Genomic DNA, 21,250 nt, shown 5'->3' with positions numbered 1-21,250 from the left:
TTAGAGCGATATGGTAACTATTGAGGGTGTTATTGAAACTATAACTTTTAAAAATGATGAAAATGGATATGTAATTGGTAAGGTAAAGGATAATAGTGATAAATTAATAACATTTGTTGGGATAGTACCATTTGCAACTGAGGGGTTACATGTAAAGATTGAAGGAGAGTGGACAGTACATCCTAAATTTGGAGAGCAGTTGAAAGTTAGTAATATAGAAGAGGTTTTACCTACATCTATAATAGGAATAGAAAGATACTTATCTTCAGGAATAATTACTGGAATAGGTCCAGTTACAGCAAAGAAGATTGTTGAGAAATTTGGGGAAGATACATTAACTATATTAGATGAAAATATTGATAGATTACGAGAAATAGAAGGTGTTGGAGAGAAGAAGCTAAATACTATAAAAAATTCTTATGAAAAAGGTAGAGGTGTAAGAAAAATAAATATTTTCTTGCAGACTTATGGAATAACTCCAACTCAATGCGCAAAAATTTATAAAAAATATGGAGAAGAATCAATAGAAATAGTTAAGGAAAATCCATATAAGTTAACGGAAGATATAAGTGGAATAGGTTTTAAAAGTGCCGATAAAATAGCAAGAAGTTTAGGAATAGAAGCTAGTTCTCCATTTAGAATTAAGTCTGGAATTATATATGTATTAAATAATTATTGTGCCTTAGGTAATTCCTGCATGCCTATAGATTTACTTATTAGCCAAGGTGAAGAGATATTACTTGTATCTGCAGATGATATTGAAAAAAATTTAATGGAGATTAGTCTTGACTTAAAGGTAAAGATTGAGGAGATAGATCATAAAGTATATGTTTATCCATTAACAATATACTATAGTGAATTATCAGTTACTCATAAATTAATAACTTTATCTACATCGGATTACAATAAATTAGATATAGATGTTGATAAAGAAATAAAAGAGTTTGAAGATGAAAATGATATATCACTTCAAGAAATACAAAAAGAAGCTGTAAAAGGTATTTTTAATACTGGAGTAGAGGTAATAACAGGAGGACCGGGGACTGGTAAGACTACAATTATAAATTGTATTACAACAATCTTTGAAGATAACGGTTATAAGGTGTTTATGGCGGCACCGACAGGAAGAGCAGCAAAGAGAATAACAGAATCAACTGGAAGAGAGGCTAAAACTATCCATAGACTATTAGAAATGGGAGTCTCAGAGGATGAAGGAATCGGTTTTAATAGAGGTGAAGAGAAACCATTACAATGTGATGTATTAATCGTAGATGAGGCATCAATGATTGATATTATTTTAATGAGTTCTCTTTTAAAATCTATATCTATTGGAACGAGAGTAGTTATAGTTGGAGATTCAGATCAATTACCATCAGTAGGTCCAGGAAATGTATTAAGGGACATTATCGATTCGGATGTTGTTAAGGTAGTGAAGTTAAAAGAAATATTTAGGCAAGGAAAAGAGAGCATGATAGTTACAAATGCTCATAAAATAAATTCTGGAGAAATGCCAATATTAAATGTAAAAAATAATGATTTTTTCTTTATAAATAAAAATGGAGACTCCGTAGTATTAAATGAAATATTAGGATTAATAGATAAAAGACTTGTTAAGTTTAATACTAAATGGAATAAGCTAAAAGATATACAAGTGCTTACTCCTATGAAAAAAGGAAATTTAGGGTCTATAAATTTAAACAAGGAGATACAGAATGTACTTAATCCGCATCATCCTATGAAAAAAGAAATTGAATATAGAAATAACTTTTTTAGAATAGGTGATAAGGTTATGCAAACAAAGAACAATTACTCTATAAAGTGGGAAAGGATAAAGGGATTCGGTGATCCTACTGGTGAGGGTGTATTTAATGGAGATGTTGGATATATAAAAGATATAGATGAGGAAAATAATAAAATTTCTGTAGTGTTTGATGAAGAAAAACTAGTTAAGTATGAAGAAATGTACTTTGATGAATTAGAGTTATCTTATGCAATGACGATACATAAGAGCCAAGGAAGTGAATTTCCCGTTGTTATTTTGCCAGTATTCATGGGTAATAATATGCTTATGAATAGAAATCTTTTATATACAGCTATAACTAGAGCAAAGCAATTAGTAGTTATAGTAGGAAACCAAAAGTCACTTGCATTTATGGTATCAAATACAAAGACTTCTGAGAGATATTCTACTTTAGATTTTAGAATAAAAGATATACTTAAGGAGTAGTATTATGAAATTGAATTTGGAAAATTTCAATGAATTTGTAGAGTTAAAAGAAAAAGAAATAATGAAAGAGTATGATTTAGGTACTCAATATATTAACATTGTATCATCTCCATATAGTAATATTGAGTTTTTAAAAAGATTAATAGATAAGTCCCTTGAAAAAGGAGAAAAAATTTTATATATAGGAAGTAACATATATGGAGAAGAAATTGTTAATGTAAAGTTTTCTTCCTATGAGGATGCTATATATATTAAAGATGAGTTTTCCCTAGTAATATATGATGATGTATCGTTATTTAGTAGATATAGCAGATTTGAGATATTGTCTTTAATATCTAGGATTATAAAAGATTCTGATATAAAAGTTATAGCTATATCTACTGAGGCTATATTAAATTCAGTAGATACAATATATCTACCTAGTGTTTATAATGATAATGTTTTTTGTGAACCAAGAGTTATAAAGACAACCATCGATTTTTATGAAGAGATACCGAACAATGTATTTGAATATTTAACTTATTTTATGGATAGTAATAAAGATGTAGTGATTGTTATTCCTAGAGAGGATAAAGTTTCTAAAGTATTAGAGAATATAGTAAATCTTAAAGGTAAACTTAAATATAAAGAAGTTTCTATTAATACTATAAGTGAAACTAGAGGGAAAAATATTGTTGTTACAACCAAAAATAATATTTGGAAACTTTCTAAGGAAAGATGTGAAAATGTCATAGTATATTGTCCGAAAGTAGAGTCATATCATTATAAAGAACTACTTTATATATCTGCCATGGGTAATTATGGCGACAATGAAGGAGAAATAATATTTCTTACAACAAAATCTTTCTTTTATATAGAGAAGGCATGTTCTGTTGCAAGAAAGTTTAATAAAATGTTATGGGAGTTAGATATTTTAAAGAATTAGTAAAAGATATATTTTATCCTAAGGATTATAGTTGTGTATTTTGCAGATGGCCATTAGAAAAAGAATATTTATGTATAATGTGCAGAGATAAACTTATAGAGGTAAATGGAGAAAAGCATATAAAGATAGAAAATGAAACTTTAAATGTTAATTATATTTTTTTATATAGTGGATATGCTGTAGAACTTATTCAAAAATTAAAATATAAATCTGATTTTAGGGTAGGAGAAATATTTGCAGAATATATATGTAATTTCATCAAATCTAAGTGTCTAGAGAATATAGATTATATAACATATATTCCTATGCATAGAATAGATGAAAGAAAGAGGAAATATAATCAGTGTAAAGTTATATCAAAATATATTAGTGATTATTATGATATTGATATGATTGATACTTTAATAAAAACTAAAAGAACTAAAGATCAGATTGGATTATCTAAAAATCAAAGATTTAGGAATTTAGAAAATGTATTTAGAGTTAAAGAAAATCTTGATATAAAAAATAAAACTATATTAATTATAGATGATGTTTGTACTACAGGATCTACGTTATATTATTGCAAGAAAGAATTACAAAAATTAGATCCGAAGGAAATAATTATCTTGACAGTTTGCGCTAGATAAGTATAATAAATATATTGTTAAATTAGGTCTGTGGTTGAAAGTCGATGCCAGTCGCAGGCGAAACGATCCACGTAAGCTAAGCAAAGTCTTAGTGATCATGGTGCGGCTTAGAAGTGAGTCCTACCGCAATAGAGTGCGAGAGGGTTAGTAGTGAGAGGGTAATTCCGGGTAGCGAAAGCTCCAGTGGGCGAGTGTGGGGTCAAAGATCAGGTCAGCTAGTTTTTCAATAGAGGATACCGAAAGGTATCCTTTTTTATTTTTTTTGTAGAAGATTTTTATTAATATGTATTGGAATAATAAAGCATAAAAAGTACATGAAAAATATTATGTATATAATTTTATTTTAGATAGTTAAATGGTAAAATAATACATAGGTGAGTGAAATGAATAAATTTGAAGTTAAAGTTGGTCTAGATAGACAACAACTAAAATATATTGCTGTTATGACGATGATAATTGATCATATAGCAATGTATTTTATTTCAGTAACGAACCTTTTATATATGTTATGTAGGGTTATAGGAAGGATAACTGCTCCAATTATGTGTTACTTTTTAGTTGAAGGATTTCAGTATACTTCTTCTAAGAAAAAAATATGCTATAAGGCTATTTACCTTTGCTATTATTTCACAATTTCCATATGTATTTTGCTGTTATAATAAATTATTAGTTTTAGATTTTAATATGATATTTAATTTATTTTTGTCTTTCTGTATTCTGCTAAGTTATAGTAAAATTAGAAATATAATTTCTTTAATAAGTGGTTTTTCTACATAATATACCCATTACATTTACTTTTGTTTGGATTAATCAGATGGTAAAGGTTATTTATATTTAAAAGTTGTGATATGTATTTAGGAATAAAAAAATATTATTTGTTAATAATATAAGTGTTTTAAAGAATTTTTAAGAGTAATTAAATAAATTTAAGTTATAATATGAATAAAAATTTAATTTTCAGTAAATTCGGAAAAATACTTGAGAAATATAGCCAATTAGTGTAAAATAAAATTAACAAAAGATAGAAACATCTTTTAGTAAGAGAGGGGCTTGATACTATGAAAATTATATTAGTAGGGAAAAATGTTGATGTAACAGAAGCTTTAAAGGATACTGTTGAAAAGAAGCTCTCTAGGTTAGATAAGTATTTTACAAGAGAATACACAGCAAATGTAACTTTAAAGGTACAAAAAGCTTCACATACTATTGAAGTAACAATTCCAATGGATAGAATAGTTATAAGATGTGAAGAAACTACAGATGATATGTATACATCTATAGATTTTGTAGTAGATAAGTTAGAAAGACAAATAAGAAAACAAAAAACAAAACTTTCTAGAAATATGTATAATGAATCTTTAAGATTTGCAGAGATAAAGGAAAGCGCTATTACAAGTGAACCTGAAGAAGAAGAAGGAAAAATAGTTAAAACTAAAAAATTTGCAGTAAAACCAATGAGTGCAGAAGAAGCTGTATTGCAAATGGAATTAGTAGGACATAATTTCTTCGTTTATATGAATGATAAAGATAATGAAGTAAATGTAGTTTATAAAAGAAAAGATGGAAATTATGGATTAATAGAACCTGAATTTGATTAAATAGGTTAGTACGTAATTTAATAAATATATCTAAGAAAGGGAAGATGTTAAGGGAGAAAAATAAGATCCTTTATATATATTCCCTTTCTTTTCTTTGAGTAAATAAAGTAGTATTAATAACTAGAAGATATTTTTTCTATTATATATTATATAATAGAATATACTATAAATAGCAAAAAAACAGTTAAAAGATGTAAAAAAACAATAAAAATATTGTTAATTGATTGAAATAAAAACAATTAAAGTGTTATAATCAAAAGGATTATAAATAAATAGTGGAGATGAAATGAGATGGGTTTATTTTCGAAAATTTTTGGAACATATAGTGAGAGACAAGTAAAAGGTATATTGCCTCTTGTTGACAAGATAGAAGCATTAGATAGTACAATGCAAAATCTTTCTGATGAAGAGTTAAGAGATAAGACAACAGAATTCAAAGAAAGATTAAAAAATGGTGAAACATTAGATGATATTTTACCAGAAGCTTTTGCAGTTGTTAGAGAGGGAGCTTATAGAGCAATAGGGCTAAAAGCTTATAGAGAACAACTTATTGGTGGAATTGTATTACATCAAGGAAGAATATCTGAAATGAAAACTGGTGAAGGTAAAACATTAGTTGCTACTTTACCAGCATATTTGAATGCCTTGACAGGAAAAGGAGTACATATAATAACAGTAAATGATTATCTAGCTAAAAGAGATAGAGATCAAATGTCACAAGTATATGGATTTTTAGGCCTAGAAACAGGGGTTATACTACATGGCCTTACTGGAGATCAAAGACGTGAAGCTTATAATTGTGATATCACATATGGTACAAATTCAGAATTTGGATTTGATTACTTAAGAGATAACATGGTGGTGTACTTAGAAGAAAAAGTACAAAGAGGATTAAACTATGTAATTGTCGATGAGGTGGACTCTATATTAATAGATGAAGCGAGAACTCCTCTTATAATATCAGGTCAAGGAGAAAAATCTACTGACTTTTATAAAGTTGCAGACTTTTTCGTAAAAACTTTAAAAAAGGAAGAAGATTTTACTATAGATGAAAAAACTAAATCAGTTATTTTAACTGATGCTGGTGTAGAAAAAGCAGAAAAATATTATCATATAGATAACTATGCTGATGCAGAAAATATGAGAATTCAACATCATACTGTTCAAGCATTAAGAGCTAATTATATAATGAATAATGAAATTGATTATATAGTAAAAGATAACTCTGTTGTTATTGTAGATGAATTTACAGGAAGAGTTATGGAAGGAAGAAGATATAGTGATGGGCTTCATCAAGCTATTGAAGCTAAAGAAGGAGTTAAGATTGAAAGTGAATCTAAAACACTTGCTACAATCACATACCAAAACTACTTCAGAATGTACAATAAATTAGCAGGTATGACTGGTACAGCTATAACAGAAGAAAATGAATTTAGAGAAATCTATGGATTAGATGTTTTAGAAATACCAACACATTTACCAATAGCAAGAATAGATCAACCGGATCTTGTTTATAAGACAACAAAAGGTAAATTTGAAGCTATTGTTAATGAAATTGAAGAGACTCATAGAACTGGTCAGCCAATGTTAGTTGGTACAGTTTCTATTGAAAATTCTGAACTTGTATCTTCATTACTTAAGAAAAGAGGAATTCCTCACCAAGTATTAAATGCTAAATACCATGAAAAAGAAGCAGAAATCATTTCTAGAGCTGGTGAAAAAGGTGCCGTTACTATAGCTACTAATATGGCTGGTAGAGGTACAGATATTAAGCTTGGAGAAGGTGTTTTAGAAGTAGGCGGATTAAAAATAATCGGTACTGAAAGACATGAATCAAGAAGAATAGATAATCAGCTTAGAGGACGTTCAGGAAGACAAGGAGATAAAGGTGAATCTAGATTCTATGTATCTCTTGAAGATGATTTAATGAGAATCTTTGGATCTGAAAGAATTCAAGGTGTAGTTGAGAAACTTGGATTAGAAGAAAATGAAGCTATTGAAAGTAAAATGGTATCTTCTGCAATTGAAAGTGCTCAAAAGAAAGTAGAAGGTAATAACTTTGATGTAAGAAAATCATTATTACAATATGATGATGTAATGAATAAACAAAGGGAAATCATTTATGCTCAAAGAAATTCTGTATTACAAGGAGAAAACCTTAAAGATTATATAATGGCAATGATTGAAGATGTAGTTGAATCTGGGGTTAATGGACACTTAACAGGTGTAGAAGAGTCTGTAGATGATGAAATTAAGAAGTTAATTGCTTACTTTGATGATTTATTCTTGCTAAAAGGAGCTGTAAAAGAAGAAGATTTAGACAACTTAGATAATGAAGGAATAATAAAATATTATAAAGAAGTTGTTATGAAAGCTTATGCAGCTAGAGAAGAAATTGTTAAAGATGAAATGAGAGAAATAGAAAGAGTTATTCTTTTAAGAGTAGTAGATACAAAATGGATGGATCATATAGACAGTATGGAACATTTAAAACAATATATAGGTCTTAGATCTTATAAGCAACAAGATCCAGTTCAAGCATATCAATTTGAAGGATCTGAAATGTTTGAAGAAATGATTCAAGGTATTAAATTAGATACTGTTAGATATCTATATCATATAGAAATAGAGAAGAAAGAGCCACAAATTGAAAGAGAAAGAGTAGCTGTAGAAACTACAACAAATTATGATGAAGCAGCAGCAAATGAACCTAAAAAGAGAACAGAGCCTAAAATAGGAAGAAATGATCCATGTCCATGTGGATCAGGTCAAAAGTATAAAAACTGCTGTGGAAGAGGAAAATAAAATAATACTGTACAACTCACAATTCACAATTTAAAATTGTGAATTGTGAATTTTTTTTGTTATATAATTGTTGCTACAGCAAAACTACACATGACAACTGTATAATGAAAACTGAATAGTTAACCATACTATAAAAATAAAAGAAGTAATCACTATTTACAGTGCTGTGCACTGTGAACTGTGTACTGAAAAGGATGTGATTTTAATGATTCAATTAGATGAAGCAATGAGTTTAATAAAAAATATCGATGTAATTATTAAAGAAGTGGGGGATTCACTTTGACATCCCTAGACTAAAACTTAATGTAGAGGAATTAGAGGCTAGGATGCAAGAAGATGGTTTTTGGGATGATATAGAAAGAGCTCAAGAAACTACTCAAAAGGCTAAAAATATAAAAGATACTGTTGAGAAATACGAAGAATACTTATCTAAGTATGAAGATATTGAAGTATTATTAGAGATGGCTAAGGAAGAAGACGATGAAGACTTAGTATCTGAAGCTTTTAGTGAAATAAAAGATTTAAGTAACGAACTAGAAGAAATGAAAATAAGATTGATGTTATCTGGGGAATATGATACTAATAATGCTATTTTAACTCTTCATGCCGGGGTTGGTGGTACTGATGCTATGGATTGGACAGAAATGCTTTTAAGAATGTATACAAGATACTGTGAAAAGAAAGGATATAAAGTAGAAACTTTAGATCTTTTAGTGGGAGATGAAGCAGGAATAAAAAGCGTTACGTTAAAAATCACTGGTGAATTTGCTTATGGATATCTTAAAGCAGAGAGAGGAATTCATAGATTAGTAAGAATATCACCTTTTAATGCTAATGGAAAAAGACAAACATCTTTTGCGTCTATGGAGGTTATACCAGAACTGTCAACTGAGCAAAATAAACATGTAGAAATAAGACCAGAAGACTTAAAAGTAGATACTTATAGAGCATCTGGTGCTGGAGGTCAGCATGTAAATAAGACAGAATCAGCGGTAAGAATAACTCATATTCCAACAGGTATAATCGTTGCATGTCAAAGTGAGAGAAGCCAAATACAAAATAGAGAAACAGCTATGAATATGTTAAAAGCTAAGTTAGTAGAACTTAAAGAGAGAGCACATAAAGAAAAGATAGAGGATTTAACAGGAGACCTAAAAGACATGGGATGGGGTAGTCAAATAAGGTCTTATGTATTACATCCATATACTATGGTTAAGGATCATAGAACTGGAGTACAAGTTAATGATGTTTCTTCTGTAATGGATGGAAATTTAGATAACTTCATTATTGAATATCTAAAAAATCCTTCAGAAGTAAAAGAAGAAGAGTAAAAAATAGTGGAGGAAATAATGGATTTTATAATAGATAAGTTAGTTAAAGAATTTGGAATACAAGAAAAATATATAAGAAGTGTTATTGATCTTCTAGATGAAGGAGCTACAGTACCTTTTATAGCTAGATATAGAAAAGAGGCTACTGGTGGACTTTCAGATGTTCAATTAAGAGATTTATATGAAAGATTAAACTATTTAAAGAATCTTCAAGATAGAAAAGCAAGTGTAAAATCTTTAATAGAAGAGCAAGGGAAATTAACTGAAGAGTTATCTTCACAAATAGATGCTGCTGAGACTCTTACTGAAGTAGAAGATTTATATAGACCATATAAGCAAAAGAAGAAGACAAGAGCAAGTATAGCAGTAGAAAAAGGATTAAAACCATTAGCAGAAGTTATCTTTGAAGGCGAATTTAAAGGTGACATTAAAGAGTATGCTAGTGAATTTATAGACGAAGAGAAAAAAGTAAATACTGCAGATGAAGCATTAGCAGGAGCTGTAGATATAATAAGTGAAATGATTTCAGATGAAGCTTCTTTTAGAAAGTGGATAAGAACCTATTTAACTAATAAAGGATTTATTGAAAGTAGCGGAAATAGTGAAGAAAGAACACCATATGAGATGTATTATGAATATAAAGAGAAAGTTAATATGATACCATCTCATAGAATTCTTGCTATAAGCAGAGGAGAAGATGAAAAAGTTCTTTCAGTAAAAATTGTTGGTGATGAAGAGTTTATATTAAATTACTTAAGAAGCAATCTTTTAAAGGATAATGATGAAACAGACCCATATATTGAAATGGCTATAAAAGATGGTTATAAAAGATTAATATTCCCATCAATAGAGAGAGAAATAAGAAATGAATTATGGGAAAAGGCTGAAGAAGGGGCTATTAATATCTTTAAGAAAAACCTTAAAGCATTAATGCTACAATCACCGATAAAAGGGAAAATTGTGTTAGGATTTGACCCAGGTTTTAGAACGGGATGTAAGACTGCTATATTAGATGAAACAGGTAAGATACTTACTACAGAAACTATTCATATTACAGCTAATAGTAAAGATCAAGTAGCTAAAGAGAGAGAAAAGCTTAAAGCAATGATGAAAGAATACAATGTAGAAGTTGTATCTTTAGGAAATGGAACTGCATCTAGAGAAAGTGAAGAGATAATAGCAGAAATTATAGATGAGATAAAGAGAGAGACTGGAAAAGAAATATATTATGTTATTGTAAGTGAAGCTGGGGCTTCTGTTTATTCTGCATCAGAATTAGCATCAAAGGAATATCCAGATATAAATGTATCTCTTAGAGGAGCTATTTCTATAGGAAGAAGATTACAAGATCCTATGGCAGAGTTGGTAAAAATTGATCCTAAATCTATAGGGGTAGGTCAATACCAACATGATGTTAACGAAAAGAAATTAAATGAATCATTAACAGGGGTTGTTGAAGATGCTGTTAACACTGTAGGAGTAGATTTAAATGTGGCTACGCCATCACTTTTATCTTATGTATCTGGAATAACTCCAGCTATAGCGGCAAATATAGTAGCTTATAGAGAAGAAAAAGGAAAATTTTCAGGAAGAAAAGAACTTTTAAAAGTTAAAAGACTAGGACCAAAGGCTTATGAACAATGTGCTGGATTCTTAAGAGTTATGGAAAGTAAAGAAGTTTTAGATAATACTTCAGTGCATCCAGAATCTTATGAAGGTGCTAAGAAGCTTTTATCTATATTAGGATATAATGAAAATGATGTTAGAGAAAATAATCTTCAAGATATTGATAAAAAGATAGAAGAAGTAGGATTATCTAAAATAGAAGAGGAAACAGGGTTAGGATCAATAACTCTTCAAGATATTATTAAAGAAATTAAAAAGCCAGGTAGAGATCCAAGAGAAGAAATGCCAAAGCCGATATTAAAAAGTGGAGTAATAGAAGTAGATCAATTAACTCCAGGAATGGAGCTTAAAGGTACTGTTAGAAATGTAGCAGACTTTGGAGCATTTGTAGATATTGGTGTCCATGTAGATGGCTTAGTTCATAAAAGCCAAATGAGAGATAAATTTGTAAAGCATCCTCTTGATGTTGTATCAGTAGGTGATATAGTAAATGTTAAAGTTTTAGAAATAGATAAAGAAAGAGGAAGGATATCTTTAACTATGAAGGGATTAACTAACTAATAGGATGTTGTCCTATAATTTTCATTGTAGTATAATAAAAGAAAACTTCAGGGATAGGTGAGATTCCTATACTGGCGGTATAGCCCGCGAGCTTTTAGTAAAGCAGATTCGGTTAAACTCCGGAGCCAACAGTAAAGTCTGGAAGGAAGAAGGGAAGAATAAAAATGAATAAAAAACTTAATAAAATGGTAAAAATATCAATACTTAGTGTATTGGCATTAATATTTATGTTTATAGAAGTGCCATTACCTATATTTCCGAGCTTTTTAAAGATAGAAGTATCTGATATACCAGCAGTTGTAGGAGCTATAATTTATGGACCAGTAGCAGGTGTAATAATAGAACTTATAAAAAACTTGCTTCATGGTATTCTTATGACATCAACAGGATTTGTAGGAGAATTAGCAAACTTTATAGTAGGTTCCGCTTTTGTAATTCCAGTAGGGTTGATCTATAATCGTACAAATATTAAATTTAAGTTATTAGTATCATCTATATTAGGAGTTGTATTTATGGTATTAGTAGCTGCTATAGGTAATTATTTTATATTTTTACCATTATACGAAAAAGTAATGGGATGGAATCTTAATGATTTCGTTGCTATGGGTGCGGCGATAAACAGTTCTATAACAAACGTAAAATCTTTAGTAATTTTAAGTATAGCGCCATTTAACGTGCTTAAAGGAACTATAGTCGCAGTAGTAACAGCAGTAATAATAAAACCATTATCATCAATTATTGAAAAAGAAAAGAAAGCTTTATAATAGAAAAGTGATGTTGCAGTTTATGCGACATCACTTTTTAGTTAATAGTGGTAAGAAAGTATTAGTTTTTTTCATATATAAAGCTATTATACTTAAGTGTTGTTTTTTGAAATCAGTGTTATCAGTTATCAAGTTCAAAATCACATGATTATAAATTATCTAAAATATTTCCACATAATAATTCCATCTTCGTTGTTATCGGTATAAAATTTCTTTCTAATACCGCAGTTAACAAAGCCAAGAGATTCATAAAGATTTATGGCAATTGTATTTGAGACACGCACTTCAAGGGTTATACCATAAAAGTTTTTGTTTTTACAGTAATCAACGGCTGATGTTAATAGTATTTTTCCAAAACCATGTCCCCTAAAGTTAGGGTGGATAGCGATGTTAGTTATATGGCCTTCATCGATAATTTCCCACAGACCTATATATCCAACTACTTTTCCATCTAATAGAGCAATAAAATAGTGAGCATTTTTATTATCTAATTCTTTTATTAGACTATCTTTACTCCAAGGTAATGAAAAAGACATTGTTTCAATTTCATAGATAGCATCAATATATTCAAGACGTAAATCATCAATAAAAATATTATTCTTCATATACTGTTTTTCCATGTTTATTGATGTATTCTCTTTCTGCTTGAGACACTCTAATATAAAGAGGAGCATCTTCATCTAAATTATTAAAATCATTATTTTTGAATTTATCCATTGCTATAAATCCAAGAGAAGAGGCACGAACTAAATTGTTGAATGGGGAAGCAAAGGTTCCTAATTTAACTTCAGATAACATATCTTTAAATTTAAAACAATCATCACCTAAAAATAGAACTGGCTCACCTAATGAATTAAGTTTATTAATTAATTCTGATATTTCGATGGCATCATAGTCGCAGATAGGTAATAGTTCTCCATTAGTTTTTTTGTATAAGGCCGTATATACATTATTTCTTAAAGCATCAAACAAAGGACATATTATACCATTAAATTCAGGAATGCTATAAGCAAGGGCATCTAATGTAGATATAGATGCATAAGGCTTATTACTTCCATGAGCTAAGGCTTTAACAGTGGACATACCTATTCTAAGGCCAGTAAATGATCCTGGACCTTTAGAAACGACAAATCCATCTATATCAGAAATTGTGTTACCACTATTTTTTATTGCAGAGTCTATTAAAGTCATTAGAATAACAGAATGCTGTTTTTTATCGTTATACGTAAGTTCAGTTAATATTTTATTATCTTCAATAACAGCTACGGAAGCTGTTTCACTAGAAGAATCTACACATAGAAGTTTCAAAATTATAGGACCTCCTTAAGATAATTTAGTTTATTGCCTACTATGTCTATTGATATTTCACGGTAGTCTAATCCAAGCTCTAAATTTTTAGATATTTTGATATTTAATCTATCACTTGGCAATAAATCTTCTATGATGGAAGACCACTCTATAATTGACACTCCATCTGAATATATATATTCATCAAATCCAATAGCTTCAATTTCATAAGGATCATCAATTCTATAAACATCAAAATGATATAATTTTAATCTGCCATCATATTCGTTAACTAAAGTAAATGTAGGACTAGTTATATATTCATCAATATCTAAGCCTTTTGCTAAGCCTTTAGTAAGATGGGTTTTACCTGTACCAAGATCTCCATCTATACAAATAACAGCACCTGATTGTAGATGACAACCTATTTTATAGCCTAGATTTATAGTTTCTTCTTCAGTATGTGTTATAAATTTCATAGAATTCACCTCGAAGCTTATTTTACTATTAATTACTACTTTTATCAAAGAAAATATTTTTATAGTTGATTATATGGAAACTTAATGTACTTTTAACCATATATTAGTTGCATAATAATTAATTCTGCCCAAAAAGTTAATTAATATAAAAAAGTACTTGCATTTTTAGATTATTATATATATAATAATCATTGTGACAAATCACTTTAAATAAATATAGGGGTATGGCTCAACGGTAGAGTAGTGGTCTCCAAAACCATTGGTTGTGGGTTCAAATCCTACTGCCCCTGCCATGAATCGCTAGTAATGTTTACTAGCGATTTTTTTATTATTAAGATAATTACTTATAAGATATTGAATTGTAAAAAAGTATTGCAAAATTATTATGTAATACTTTTTATTTATATGCAAATTAGATGATAAAAAATAGAAAAAGATACATAAAAAAATATTGAATATTATATAGTTTTAAATAAATAAGAGAAAATTCGAAAAAGTGAAAAAGATAGAAACAATCTCTTGTAACTATGAAAACAACAGGATATAATATACATATTATGTAATAAAATTACACTATATGTAATAAACTGGAAAAGGAGAAGGGTATAAATGAAGTACTATATACAAAGTAATCAAGAGAATTTTTATGATTTATTAAGTAGCAATTCTATGGAGCAGAATCAGTGTTTTACTTTTTTTCATTATAATGATGATAAAAAAATTGAAGTTAAACTAACAAGATCAGATTTATTGAAAAAATCTCTAGATATAGCAGCTAAACTAAAGAATTCAGGTATAAAAAAAGGAGATAAAGTAGTGATTTTATCTACACAAACTGTAGATAATGTACTATCTGTTGTAGGAGCAATGTTAGCTGGAGCTATATTTACTATAATTCCACCTCCAATAGATCCAAGTAAAATGGAAAGATTCATTTCTGTAGTTAAGTCTTGTAATCCTAAATTTTTATTATGTGGTAACTTATTAGAAAACAAAGCAAAAGAAATTTTAGGTGCATTGAAAAAGAAAGTTGAAGTTGCAGAAATCTTTAGTAATTTAGAAGTTATTAATGTGGAAAAGTGTGAAAAGAGAGAAAACTTTATTCCAGAGAAAATAGAGTTAGATGATATTATATATATTCAATATTCTTCAGGATCAACTAGTGCCCCAAAGGGAGTATTAATTTCATATGGAAATTTAATTAGTGCTATTAATTGTAGTGTAGAACCTTTAGGAGTAGAAAGAATTTTTGGATGGGTTCCATTCTTTCATAATTTAGGTTTAGTTTATTTAATATTTACTCCAATAATAAAACCGGAATTTACTATTGGTATAATGTCACCATCAGATTTCTTAGAAAAACCTTCAAGATGGATTGAAAACTTAAGTGAATTTAAAGCTGATAGTACCTTAGCGCCTAATTCAGTTTATGAGTCATATCCTAAATTAGTACCCGCAAATAAATTAGAAGGTATAGATTTGTCTAATTTAAAATTACTATTAAATGGATCTGAAATAGTAACATATTCATCAATGAAACAATTTGCAGATGAGTATAAAGATTTCGGAATTAATTTATATGACTTCTTAGTAGGATACGGTCTTGCAGAAGTTACTTGTGGAGCTACTGGCGTATGTAATTTTTGTGATGAGCAAATATTAGATATTGATTTTGATCAATATCAAAATGGAAAATTAGTTTTAGCAAATGAGAATACAAAAAATAAGATAGAGTTTATTGGAAATGGGTATACAATAAAACATCATAAGATAATAGCTGTAAATCCTGATACCTTAGAAGAATGTAAAGAAGATGAATTTGGAGAGTTATGGATAGAAGGTCCAGCAGTAGCTAAGGGGTATTATAACAATCCTAAAGCTACAGAAGAAACATTTTATTCTAAATTAAAAGGACAAGAAGGAGATTTCTTACGTACTGGTGATTTTGGAATAGTAAAAGATGGCTATATTTATATAACTGGACGTATGAAAGAACTTATAATAATTAATGGAAATAATATTTTACCTAATGATATTGTAGTTAAGTTAACAGAAAAGATGCCAGCATTAAAATATGCAAATATAGTACCTTTCTCAATAGTAAAGGAAGAAAAAGAAAGATTAGTATTAGCTTTTGAATTGCCTGAAGTTCTTAGAAATAGTATTGAGTTTAGCAATATTGTAGATATGGCTAATAAATGTGTTTTAGAATATTTTGAAGTATCACCATATGAGATATGCCTTGTTGAAAGTGGAGCATTGCCTAAGTCTGATAATGGTAAAGTATCTATAGCTAAAACAGCAAAATTATATGAAGAAAATAAATTAAATATAGCAAATAGTTCTCGTGGTAATAATGAATGCGAATATAAGAAAAACATAGAATATAATACAGACACTGAAAAAACATTAGGCAAAATAATAACTAAAGAATTTGATTATAATGCTAATATAGGGGACAACCTTTTAAATATGGGTATGGACTCTTTAGAAGTAATACAATTAACTACTAAAATAGAAGAGATATTTAATGTCACTGTACCAGTATCTTTTGTTTTTGAGAATCCAACAATAAAGGAAATAGGAAAATATATTGATAGAACTTTAGCTGGTGAAGATATTACTGATTTAGAAAAGGATAAAAGTTATTTATATGATGAAGTAAAATTAGATGAAAACATTAAGCCAGGAAAATATGAGAATGATGCTCCGGAAATGAAAAATGTTTTCATTACGGGAACTACTGGTTTTGTTGGAGCATATTTAATCCATAGTTTATTATCTGAAACAGAAGCAAGACTTTACTGCCATGTAAGAGCCAAAAGTGAAGAAGATGCTTTAAAGAGAATTAAGTATAATATGGAGTACTATCATTTATGGAAGGAAGAATATAGAGAATTTATTACTCCAGTAATAGGATCTTTAGATAAGCCATTATTAGGAATAGATGAAGAAAAATATAAGATATTAACAGAAACAATAGATACAGTATATCATAATGGAGCACTACTTAATTTTATATATCCATATGAAAGATTGAAAAATACTAATGTAGGAGGAACAATAAAGACATTAGAATTTGCTTGTACAGGAAAACCTAAATATTATAATTATGTTTCTTCATATAGCGTTTTTGATAATCCAAGTCATTTTGGAAAAGTAGCTATGGAGGATGATCCTCTAGATAGCTGTATAGGCTATTACTTATCATATAGTGAAACTAAATGGGTATGTGAAAAAATAGTTAACTTAGCAAGAGAAGCAGGTCTCAGAGCAGCAATATATCGTCCAGGAGAAATAACAGGGGCAAATGATACAGGAATATGGAAACTTAGTGATTCCATAAGTAGAACATTTAAGTCTATATTACAAACAAAAGTTTATCCAAATATAGATCTTAAAATTCACATGACACAAGTAGATTACATAGCAGAGGCCATAGTTAAGATATCAAAACAAGGTGATGCTTACGGTAAGGCTTATAATTTAATGAATAGTGTTTATGTGTCTATCAGTGAACTTGGAAGAATTATAAATAAATGTGGTTATGAGGCTAAACCTTTAAGTTATGAAGAATGGAAAGAAAATTTATTTAATTCAGGAAATGAACATCCACTAAAACTTTTGGAATCATTATTTAGAATTACTAAGAAAAATGAAAAAGAAGAATTTGTAAATAGATATGGGAAAATGTCACCAACATACTTTGACACTACTAATACTGATAAAGCGTTAGAAGGAACGGGTTTGAGTTGTGAACCTATGAATGAAGCTCTAATTGAAAAGTATATAAAGAATTTTATATAAACAAAAATACTGTGTAAATTTTAAATTTACACAGTATTTTTCTATTTTTGAAATAAATTAATAAAAAATGTAAATAAATTTAATAAAATCACGATAAAAGTTAATAAAGTAAAAAAATGAAATTTTTTAGGGGGAAAACTGATGGAGCTTAAATTAAGGGACGAACTAAGGCTTAATAGAGTAGCAAATGATAATTTAGTAAAGATGGTAAGATTAATCACAGTAATTCTACTATTGTCAACAATAGGTTTATATGTGACAAAAGTAGGTACATTAGTTCAAGCTATAATAGTTAGTGTAACAGTAGTTATTACATGGATAAGTTCTACTATAACTTATAGATTAAATAGAGATAGTGTACATGTTAAAAATATTGTTCTTATAGGATATGTTATTTCATGGACTTATACATATGTTGTATTAGATTTTTATGTATCTTTTGCATTTGGATTTGCATTTATAACAGCTTACGTATTATATGGAGATAAGAAATACATAATGATGATAGCTGTTATTATATTTTTAGTAACAGGATGTAAGATGATTTTTGATGATAAATTATCAGATAATATAAATACGTATTTAATAATTTTTGAGCAAAATCTGTTATTTATATATGCAATATATAAAAATACTGTAGCTATAAATTCTTTTGATATTATCAATAAGGAATATGTAAAAGATTTAAACATAAGTAGAGGAAAACAAGATAATTTAATTAAAGAAGTAATGAATTTAAATAATACTATAGATGAGAATACAGGAGCAGTTTTAGAAATTGTAGATAATATATCTGAGGAATCAAATTTATTAACAGAGTCATTAGGTGAAATAGCAAATGGATCACAAAGAAATAATGATTTTATTCAAATGCAAGTTCAATATACTAAAGATGTACAAGAAAAGTTAAACTATGCTGCAGATATGACTACAGAAATGAGCTCTATTTCAGAAAAAACAAACGAAGTAATAAAAGAAAGTAATAATATTATAGATGAATTAAAACAACAATCCGAAGTAGTAAAAGAAAGCAACATGAGTGTAAAGAGTATAATGAATGAATTAGATGAAAGATCTAGAGGTATTGTGGAAATAACTACTGTTATTGATAATATAGTTAAGCAAACTAATTTATTATCATTAAATGCATCAATAGAAGCAGCAAGAGCAGGAGAAAGTGGAAAAGGTTTTGCTGTAGTTGCAGAAGAAATTAGAAAGTTGGCAGAACAAAGTGCTAAATCTATAGAGAATATAGCATCAATAACTAATGAATTACAAAGCAAATTGAGCGATTCTATAATTTCTGTAGAAAAATTAAATGAAGCTAATATAAAACAAAATGAATTAGTTATGAGGACAACAGAGATTTTTGAGAATATTGATATAAATACTAAAAATGTTATGAAAAGAGTAGAAGGAATAGATAGAGAGGTAAATAATATAGTAGAAGCTAATGGTGTGATAGTAGAAGCTATAGATAATTTATCTGCTACATCAGAGGAGACTATGGCAGCAACAGAAGAATGTTTAGCTATATCTAATAATTTTAAAGATAAAGCTAAAGAAGCATTCAAATTAACTAATGAACTGAAAGAAAATACAGAAAATGTAAAAGAATTATATTAATAGATAAATTCTCTTAAATATTCTAAATTAAATATGAAATAATATCGATATATAAAATGAGAATATTTACAAAGGAGAAATAAAATGAATACAGAAGAAAAAGAAATTAGATTATATGTCATAGCTAATACTAATTTGGTCAGGATAGTGAAAGTAACTACGCCAATATTAATATTTGCATTAATAATGGGGGCTACTACTGGATCATTAAATATGATGCAAGCATTAATTTATACTATTTTAGTAGTATCAACTTTTATTTGGTCGTATTTATTATTAAAAAAGGATAGTAAAAGTAAAATTATAAGAATTGTAGTTTTTGTAGTATATATAATTACATGGATAGGTACTTATTTTGTTGGTAGTGAGGTAAACTTTGCTTTTATATTTCCATTTCTATCTAGTTATGTATTATACGGAAGAAAAAACGAGTTTAGAATATTTGGATTAGTTATTATATCTATAAATATTATAAAAATGATCATTGATATAAATAAACTTGGATTTCATAATATAGAAATTATTACGTATATTGTTATAATAATAACTACTATATTATTTGTATATGGTTCATATAATAATGCATCAGCGGTAAACTTTTTTAGTAATACTAATCAGGAGTTTTTAGATAATATAAATGAAGCTAAATTGAAGCAAGACCAGCTAATAGATGAAGTTATGAATATTAATAATACTATAGATACTAATATGGAGGAAGTATTAGATATAGTAAATAATATTTCAAAAGAGTCAGCAATGCTTACAGTAGCACTTGATGATATAACTAAGGGTGCTGAAAGAAATAGTGATGATATTAAAACGCAGGTTAAGTATTCAAATAATATTAAAGAAAAAATAGAAAGTACTGAAATTATGACTAGTGAAATGAGTGAAATCTCAATAAAAACTAACAGTATTTTAATAGAAAGCAAAGAGATTGTTAAAGAATTAGGTAGTCAAGCCTTTGTGGTAGATGCTACAAATGAAGAAGTTAAAGAAATTATGAAGGAACTTAATAAGAGATCTGATGATATATTTCATATTACTAATGTAATAAATAATATAGTAAAGCAAACAAATTTATTAGCGTTAAATGCATCGATAGAAGCAGCTAGAGCAGGAGAAAGTGGGAAAGGGTTCTCAGTAGTTGCTGATGAGATAAGAAAGTTAGCAGAACAAAGTTCAGATTCTATAGAAAATATAATTAGTATAACTAATGATTTAAGAGAAAAATTAGATACTTCAATAAAGTCAGTAGAAAAATTAAGTGAAGCTAATAACATACAAAATCAATTAGTACATAGGACAACAAAGATTTTTGATGTAATTGGAGAAAATACTGAATATGTATTAAGTAAGGTAAATGGAGTAGACGAAGAAGTAAAAGAAATTGCAGCGGCTAGTGAAGTTATAGTTAATTCTATAAATAATATATCTGTGGTAGCTGAAGAAACAATGGCTATAACAGAAGAATGCTCAAGTATATCTAATAACTTTAAGGAAAAAGCTGAAATAGCATTTAAGCTAACAGAAGAGTTAAAAGAAACTACAGAATCAGTAAAGAATCTATATTAAATAAAGAGAG

General features: G+C 28.3%; 15 protein-coding genes, 1 tRNA gene and 1 riboswitch. Of the genes, 13 read left to right on the top strand and 3 right to left on the bottom strand.

The features are described from left to right. Positions 1 to 10 precede the first annotated feature (10 nt). The 9 genes from recD2 to CM240_RS11160 all read left to right on the top strand — a co-directional run bounded on the left by recD2 (position 11) and on the right by CM240_RS11160 (position 12,466). Positions 11 to 2,227 carry an SF1B family DNA helicase RecD2 gene (gene recD2 / locus CM240_RS11200; protein ID WP_044039185.1) on the top strand — a complete coding sequence of 739 codons (2,217 nt, stop codon included), beginning with the start codon at positions 11 to 13 and terminating at the stop codon, positions 2,225 to 2,227. Between the two features lie 4 nt (positions 2,228 to 2,231). After that, entirely contained in the window at positions 2,232 to 3,152 is a 921-nt protein-coding gene (locus CM240_RS11195) for a hypothetical protein (protein ID WP_044039183.1), read from the top strand. Beyond that, positions 3,125 to 3,781, top strand: a complete 657-nt coding sequence (locus CM240_RS11190; protein ID WP_044039181.1) for a ComF family protein — start codon at positions 3,125 to 3,127, stop codon at positions 3,779 to 3,781. Before CM240_RS11195 ends, CM240_RS11190 begins: the two co-directional genes overlap by 28 nt. Before the next feature lie 383 nt (positions 3,782 to 4,164). After that, positions 4,165 to 4,440, top strand: a complete 276-nt coding sequence (locus CM240_RS11185) for a TraX family protein (RefSeq protein ID WP_051483815.1) — start codon at positions 4,165 to 4,167, stop codon at positions 4,438 to 4,440. 399 nt (positions 4,441 to 4,839) lie between these two features. After that, the gene (hpf, locus tag CM240_RS11180) at positions 4,840 to 5,379 is read left to right on the top strand and encodes a ribosome hibernation-promoting factor, HPF/YfiA family (RefSeq protein ID WP_044039179.1); all 540 of its coding nucleotides are present in this window, start codon (positions 4,840 to 4,842) and stop codon (positions 5,377 to 5,379) included. Positions 5,380 to 5,670: 291 nt separating this feature from the next. After that, positions 5,671 to 8,184, top strand: a complete 2,514-nt coding sequence (gene secA, locus CM240_RS11175) for a preprotein translocase subunit SecA (RefSeq protein ID WP_044039178.1) — start codon at positions 5,671 to 5,673, stop codon at positions 8,182 to 8,184. A gap of 205 nt (positions 8,185 to 8,389) precedes the next feature. Further along, positions 8,390 to 9,515 (top strand): peptide chain release factor 2 gene (gene prfB, locus CM240_RS11170; RefSeq protein WP_197537937.1). Its coding sequence is split into 2 segments (ribosomal slippage): positions 8,390 to 8,464 and positions 8,466 to 9,515, totalling 1,125 coding nucleotides; the frame shifts between segments, so codons are not numbered across the junction. 18 nt (positions 9,516 to 9,533) lie between these two features. Next, complete coding sequence (locus CM240_RS11165) at positions 9,534 to 11,702, top strand: Tex family protein (protein ID WP_044039174.1); 2,169 nt, start codon at positions 9,534 to 9,536, stop codon at positions 11,700 to 11,702. Positions 11,703 to 11,741: 39 nt separating this feature from the next. Then, positions 11,742 to 11,860: riboswitch (FMN riboswitch) on the top strand. Between the two features lie 6 nt (positions 11,861 to 11,866). After that, positions 11,867 to 12,466, top strand: coding sequence for an ECF transporter S component (locus CM240_RS11160; protein ID WP_044039172.1), 600 nt, complete (start codon positions 11,867 to 11,869; stop codon positions 12,464 to 12,466). A 155-nt stretch (positions 12,467 to 12,621) separates the two neighbouring features. Here the strand turns inward: CM240_RS11160 and rimI are convergent, their stop codons facing one another. From rimI to tsaE, 3 genes are read right to left on the bottom strand one after another with little or no spacing between them, the layout of a single operon-like run. Beyond that, positions 12,622 to 13,086: a ribosomal protein S18-alanine N-acetyltransferase gene (gene rimI, locus CM240_RS11155; RefSeq protein ID WP_242838477.1), complete on the bottom strand. Its 465-nt coding sequence runs from the start codon at positions 13,084 to 13,086 to the stop codon at positions 12,622 to 12,624. Beyond that, a complete protein-coding gene (tsaB, locus tag CM240_RS11150; protein ID WP_044039168.1) occupies positions 13,061 to 13,774 on the bottom strand; it encodes a tRNA (adenosine(37)-N6)-threonylcarbamoyltransferase complex dimerization subunit type 1 TsaB in 714 nt (237 codons plus the stop codon). Before tsaB ends, rimI begins: the two co-directional genes overlap by 26 nt. A gap of 2 nt (positions 13,775 to 13,776) precedes the next feature. Further along, positions 13,777 to 14,232, bottom strand: coding sequence for a tRNA (adenosine(37)-N6)-threonylcarbamoyltransferase complex ATPase subunit type 1 TsaE (gene tsaE, locus CM240_RS11145; protein WP_044039166.1), 456 nt, complete (start codon positions 14,230 to 14,232; stop codon positions 13,777 to 13,779). Positions 14,233 to 14,450: 218 nt separating this feature from the next. On the opposite strand from tsaE, the gene CM240_RS11140 reads away from it, so the two are divergent. The 4 genes from CM240_RS11140 (at position 14,451) to CM240_RS11125 (ending at position 21,240) form a co-directional block, all read left to right on the top strand. Next, a tRNA-Trp gene (locus CM240_RS11140) sits at positions 14,451 to 14,525 on the top strand. 316 nt (positions 14,526 to 14,841) lie between these two features. Continuing rightward, positions 14,842 to 18,039 (top strand): non-ribosomal peptide synthetase, encoded by a 3,198-nt coding sequence (locus CM240_RS11135; protein WP_044039164.1) that lies wholly within the window; start codon positions 14,842 to 14,844, stop codon positions 18,037 to 18,039. 141 nt (positions 18,040 to 18,180) lie between these two features. After that, positions 18,181 to 19,665, top strand: coding sequence for a methyl-accepting chemotaxis protein (locus CM240_RS11130; protein ID WP_044039162.1), 1,485 nt, complete (start codon positions 18,181 to 18,183; stop codon positions 19,663 to 19,665). A gap of 84 nt (positions 19,666 to 19,749) precedes the next feature. Further along, positions 19,750 to 21,240 (top strand): methyl-accepting chemotaxis protein, encoded by a 1,491-nt coding sequence (locus CM240_RS11125; RefSeq protein WP_044039160.1) that lies wholly within the window; start codon positions 19,750 to 19,752, stop codon positions 21,238 to 21,240. Positions 21,241 to 21,250: the final 10 nt, after the last annotated feature.

This window comes from Clostridium bornimense (assembly GCF_000577895.1).
GTDB lineage: Bacteria > Bacillota > Clostridia > Clostridiales > Clostridiaceae > Clostridium_AN > Clostridium_AN bornimense.
Note: the sequence above shows the minus strand (reverse complement) of the source record. Positions and strands in the feature narration are given on the sequence as shown.